We start from the raw sequence: 4,983 nt of genomic DNA on the forward strand, positions 1-4,983 counted from the left end.
GTCCTGAGCCGTAGGCGCCCGGGCCCGGCTGTCCCGGAGACGGCTGGCCCGGTCCGGGCTGCCCGGAGGCGGGCGGCGGGGGAGGGGGTGCTGCAGTCATGGTCTGCCTTTCGTGTGGACGCTGTGCGACAACACTCTCGCACAGGTCGCGTTGCACGGCTCGCGTCGGTTCAGCCCCGGGTGAGCGCCTCCGTCAGCACGCGCGCGGCTTCGATGACGCTCTCCGCGTGCAGGCGCCCCGGCTGGCGGGTGAGGCGGTCGACCGGTCCGGAGATCGAGACCGCGGCGACCACCCGGTTGCTGGGGCCGCGCACCGGCGCGGAGACGGAGGCGACGCCCCGCTCGCGCTCCGCGATGGACTGGGCCCACCCGCGGCGACGGACGCCGGAGAGCATCGTCGCGGAGAAGCGGGCGCCGCGGAGGCCGGTGTGGAGGCGGTCCGGCTCCTCCCACGCCAGCAGCACCTGTGCGGCGGATCCCGCGCGCATCGACAGCGTCGCGCCCACGGGCACGGAGTCGCGCAGGCCCACGGGCCGCTCCGCGGCCGCGACGCAGAGCCGGAGGTCGCCCTGCCTGCGGAACAGCTGCGCGCTCTCCCCGGTGCGGTCGCGCAGGTGGGCGAGCACCGGACCTGCCGCCGCGAGCAGCCGGTCCTCGCCCGCGGCGGAGGAGAGCTCTGCCAGCCGCGGCCCCAGGACGAAGCGCCCCTGCAGGTCGCGGTTGACGAAGCGGTGGTACTCGAGCGCCACCGCGAGGCGGTGGGCGGTGGGCCGCGCCAGGCCCGTGAGCGAGACGAGCTCCGCCAGGGAGGCGGGCCCCGCTTCCAGAGCGGAGAGGACGAGTGCGGCCTTGTCGATGACGCCGACGCCGCTGCTGCTGTTCGATGTCATAGGCCACAATCTAGAAGTCTTGCATGTCGAGATGCAAGTCCGGCATGCAGAATGCGTTCGTAGGATGGGAGGCCGTACGCACGAGCATCCCACGTCGTTAGGAGGCCTTCCGTGGCCAGGACTCTCGCAGAGAAGGTGTGGGCGGACCATGTCGTCCGCCAGGGCAAGGACGGCGATCCCGACCTCATCTACATCGACCTCCATCTGCTCCACGAGGTGACCAGTCCGCAGGCGTTCGAGGGGCTGCGCCTCGCCGGCCGCCCCGTGCGCCGGACGGACCTCACCATCGCGACGGAGGACCACAACACCCCCACCGAGGACATCGACAAGCCGATCCCGGACCCCACCTCGCGGACGCAGATCGAGACCCTGCGCGCCAATGCGGAGGAGTTCGGCGTCCGGCTGCACTCCCTCGGGGACGCGGAGCAGGGCATCGTCCACGTGGTGGGACCGCAGCTGGGCCTGACCCAGCCCGGCACCACCGTGGTGTGCGGCGCCTCGCACACCTCCACGCACGGCGCGTTCGGCGCGCTCGCCTTCGGCATCGGGACGAGCGAGGTGGAGCACGTCCTCGCGACGCAGACGCTCAGCCTCAAGCCCTTCAAGACGATGGCGATCACCATCGAGGGCGAGCTGCCGGAGGGCTCGGTCTCCAAGGACATCATCCTCGCGATCATCGCGAAGATCGGCACCGGCGGCGGCCAGGGCTACGTCCTCGAGTACCGCGGCGAGGCGATCCGGAAGCTCTCCATGGAAGCACGGATGACGATCTGCAACATGTCGATCGAGGCCGGGGCGCGCGCCGGCATGATCGCACCGGACGAGACCACCTTCGAGTACCTCAGGGGCCGTCCCCACGCGCCTGAGGGCGAGGACTGGGACGCCGCCGTCGAGTACTGGCGCTCGCTGCGCACGGACGAGGGCGCGGAGTTCGACGCCGAGGTCGTCCTGCAGGCGGCGGACATCGAACCCTTCGTCACCTGGGGCACCAACCCCGGTCAGGGCCTGCCGATCTCCGCGAACGTCCCGGATCCCCAGGACTTCGCGGACGAGACGGACCGCGAGGCGGCGGAGAACGCCCTCGCGTACATGGGGCTCGTCCCCGGCACCCCGCTGCGTGAGATCCCCATCGACACCGTCTTCCTGGGCTCCTGCACGAACTCCCGGATCGAGGACCTCCGGGCCGCCGCGGACGTGCTCCGCGGGCGCACCGCGGCCGAGGGCATGCGCTTCATGGTGGTGCCCGGATCCGCGAAGGTCCGCCTGCAGGCGGAGGAGGAGGGCCTCGACGAGGTGTTCCGCGCGGCGGGCGCGGACTGGCGCTTCGCCGGCTGCTCCATGTGCCTGGGCATGAACCCGGACCAGCTCGCCGAGGGCGAACGCTGCGCCTCGACCTCCAACCGCAACTTCGAGGGGAGGCAGGGCAAGGGCGGACGGACGCACCTCGTGAGCCCGCTCGTGGCCGCAGCCACCGCGGTGCGCGGCAAGCTGTCCACCCCGGCCGATCTCGCCCCGGCCGATCCGGAGGCGGTCGCCGCATCCCGTGCCGCCGAGGCCGCGGCCGCCGCCCGGGCGAAGGCGCGTCCGGCGAACCTCCCGCTCACCGTCGCGGGCGGCGTCCGCCCCACCGCATCCGCCACCGCATCGATCACCGAGGAGTCCTGAGATGGAGAAGCTGTCCGTCCACACCGGCGTCGGCGTGCCGCTGCGGCGGTCCAACGTCGACACGGACCAGATCATCCCGGCCGTCTTCCTCAAGCGGGTCACCCGCACCGGCTTCGAGGACGCGCTCTTCCACGGCTGGCGCAAGCAGGACGACTTCGTCCTCAACCACGAGGCCTACCGGAACGGCTCCGTGCTGGTGGCCGGTCCGGACTTCGGCACCGGTTCCTCCCGTGAGCACGCCGTGTGGGCGCTGCACGACTACGGCTTCCGCGCCGTGCTCTCGAGCCGGTTCGGCGACATCTTCCGCGGCAACGCGGGCAAGGGCGGCCTGCTGGCCGCGCAGCTCGAGCAGTCGGACATCGAGCTCATCTGGAAGGTGCTGGAGAACCAGCCGGGGACGGAGGTGACCGTCGACCTCGTGGAGCGCGTGGTGAGGGCGGACACGCTCACGGTGCCGTTCCAGATCGACGACTACACGCGCTGGCGCCTGCTCGAGGGCCTCGACGACATCGGCCTCACGCTCCAGCACGAGGCGGACATCACCGCGTTCGAGGCCTCGCGCCCGTCGTTCAAGCCCCGCACCCTGCCCATCCGATAGCATGCTCTTCGGTCGTCGGCGCAGCCGGCGACCGGAGACCCATGCCTGAGGAGGATGCGAATATGCTCGACGTGCACGGCGGTGTGCCGCTGACCGGCACGGTGGTGGTGCGCGGGGCGAAGAACCTCGTCCCCAAGGCGATGGTGGCCTCCCTCCTGGGGGACACGCCCTCCGTCCTCCGCGGGGTGCCCGCGATCAGCGACGTGGACATCGTCACCGGACTCCTCGAGCTGCACGGCGTGCACGTGACGATGGGCCCGGACGGCGACCACGCGGACGGGGAGCTCACGCTCGATCCCGCGAACGTGGCGCAGGGCTCGATCGTGGACATCGACGCGCACGCGGGCTCGTCCCGGATCCCCATCCTCTTCTGCGGTCCGCTGCTCCACCGGCTCGGCCAGGCCTTCATCCCGGATCTGGGCGGCTGCCGGATCGGCGACCGCCCCATCGACTTCCACCTCGAGGTGCTGCGGCAGTTCGGCGCGGTCGTGGACAAGACCCCCGGCGGCATCCGTCTGGAGGCCCCGCAGCGCCTGCGCGGCACGAAGATCAAGCTGCCCTATCCCTCTGTGGGAGCCACTGAGCAGGTGCTGCTGACCGCGGTGCGGGCCGAGGGCGTCACGGAGCTGAAGAACGCGGCGACCGAGCCGGAGATCATGGACCTCGTCATGGTCCTGCAGAAGATGGGCGCCTCGATCACGGTCGATCCCGCCCGGGTGATCCGGATCGAGGGCGTGGACTCGCTGACCGGATTCACGCACCGCAGCCTCCCGGACCGCAACGAGTCCGCGTCCTGGGCCTCGGCAGCGCTCGCCACCGGCGGGGACATCTTCGTCAAGGGCGCGCGCCAGCAGGACATGATCACGTTCCTCAACGTCTTCCGCAAGATCGGCGGCACCTTCGAAGTCGGGGAGGACGGCATCCGCTTCTCCCATCCCGGCCAGGAGCTGCGCTCCATCGTCCTGGAGACGGACGTGCACCCGGGCTTCATGACGGACTGGCAGCAGCCGCTCGTCGTCGCCCTCACCCGGGCCTCGGGCGTGTCCATCATCCACGAGACCGTCTACGAGAACAGGTTCGGGTTCACCGACGCCCTGCGCCGCATGGGAGCGAACATCCAGCTCTACCGCGAGTGCCTGGGCGGCACGCCCTGCCGGTTCGGCCGCATGAACTTCAAGCACTCGGCGGTCATCTCCGGGCCCACGCCTCTCACCGGCGCGGACATCGTCGTGCCGGACCTGCGCGGCGGCTTCTCGCACATCGTCGCCGCACTCGCGGCCGAGGGCACCTCGCACGTGGGCGGCATCGAGATCATCAGCCGCGGCTACGAGCACTTCCTGCAGAAGCTCGACACCCTGGGCGCGCGCATCGAATACGCGAGCGGCTGTTGAGGGCGGGCGCTCCTTCACCGTCCGATGACGGCGCGGCGGTGCAGTACCCGGGGTTCGCACCCCGGGACATCGCCGGCCACCGCCGGGTGGGTTCTGTGGCCGCCCGCGCCGCGCGCGTGCTCACGCGGCTGCTCGCACGCACCACCGTGACGGGCCGGGAACGCGTCCCGGAAGGTCCCGTCGTCTTCGCCCCCTATCACGCCTCCATGCTGGATCCGGTGGTCGTGGGCATCGCCGTCTGGCGGCAGGGGCGGATGCCGCACTTCCTCGCCAAGGACTCCCTCTTCACGGGGCCGCTCGGCAGGCTGCTCAAGGCGATGGGGCAGATCCCGGTGCTGCGCGCCTCGGCCCTGGCCGGCGATTCCCTGCAGTACGGCAAGCAGGCGCTGGAGGCGGGGGAGAGCGTCGTCATCTACCCGCAGGGCACCCTCACCAAGGA

5 protein-coding genes are annotated in these 4,983 nt (G+C 71.3%); 4 read left to right on the forward strand and 1 reads right to left on the reverse strand.

From position 1 onward, the window contains the following. Positions 1-170: 170 nt before the first annotated feature. Positions 171-890 (reverse strand): IclR family transcriptional regulator, encoded by a 720-nt coding sequence (locus Q0A33_RS02985; RefSeq protein WP_291792877.1) that lies wholly within the window; start codon positions 888-890, stop codon positions 171-173. A 111-nt stretch (positions 891-1,001) separates the two neighbouring features. Here Q0A33_RS02985 and leuC point away from each other — a divergent pair, with 111 nt between their 5' ends. The 4 genes from leuC to Q0A33_RS03005 all read left to right on the forward strand — a co-directional run. Continuing rightward, entirely contained in the window at positions 1,002-2,555 is a 1,554-nt protein-coding gene (gene leuC / locus Q0A33_RS02990) for a 3-isopropylmalate dehydratase large subunit (RefSeq protein ID WP_291792880.1), read from the forward strand. A 1-nt stretch (position 2,556) separates the two neighbouring features. Continuing rightward, the gene (gene leuD / locus Q0A33_RS02995; RefSeq protein ID WP_291792883.1) at positions 2,557-3,153 is read left to right on the forward strand and encodes a 3-isopropylmalate dehydratase small subunit; all 597 of its coding nucleotides are present in this window, start codon (positions 2,557-2,559) and stop codon (positions 3,151-3,153) included. Between the two features lie 62 nt (positions 3,154-3,215). Continuing rightward, a complete protein-coding gene (murA, locus tag Q0A33_RS03000) occupies positions 3,216-4,544 on the forward strand; it encodes a UDP-N-acetylglucosamine 1-carboxyvinyltransferase (RefSeq protein ID WP_291792889.1) in 1,329 nt (442 codons plus the stop codon). A 38-nt stretch (positions 4,545-4,582) separates the two neighbouring features. Further along, on the forward strand, positions 4,583-4,983 hold a 401-nt coding region (locus tag Q0A33_RS03005), incomplete at its 3' end, for a lysophospholipid acyltransferase family protein (RefSeq protein WP_291792886.1).

Origin of the sequence: Brevibacterium sp., from assembly GCF_022712115.1 — a bacterium.
GTDB classification, from domain to species: Bacteria; Actinomycetota; Actinomycetes; order Actinomycetales; family Brevibacteriaceae; genus Brevibacterium; species Brevibacterium salitolerans.

Coding starts and splice junctions, on each gene's coding strand:
- murA (WP_291792889.1), top strand. CDS start 3,216: ATGCTCGACGTGCACGGCGGTGTGCCGCTGACCGGCACGGTGGTGGTG.
- leuD (WP_291792883.1), top strand. CDS start 2,557: ATGGAGAAGCTGTCCGTCCACACCGGCGTCGGCGTGCCGCTGCGGCGG.
- Q0A33_RS02985 (WP_291792877.1), bottom strand. CDS start 890: ATGACATCGAACAGCAGCAGCGGCGTCGGCGTCATCGACAAGGCCGCA.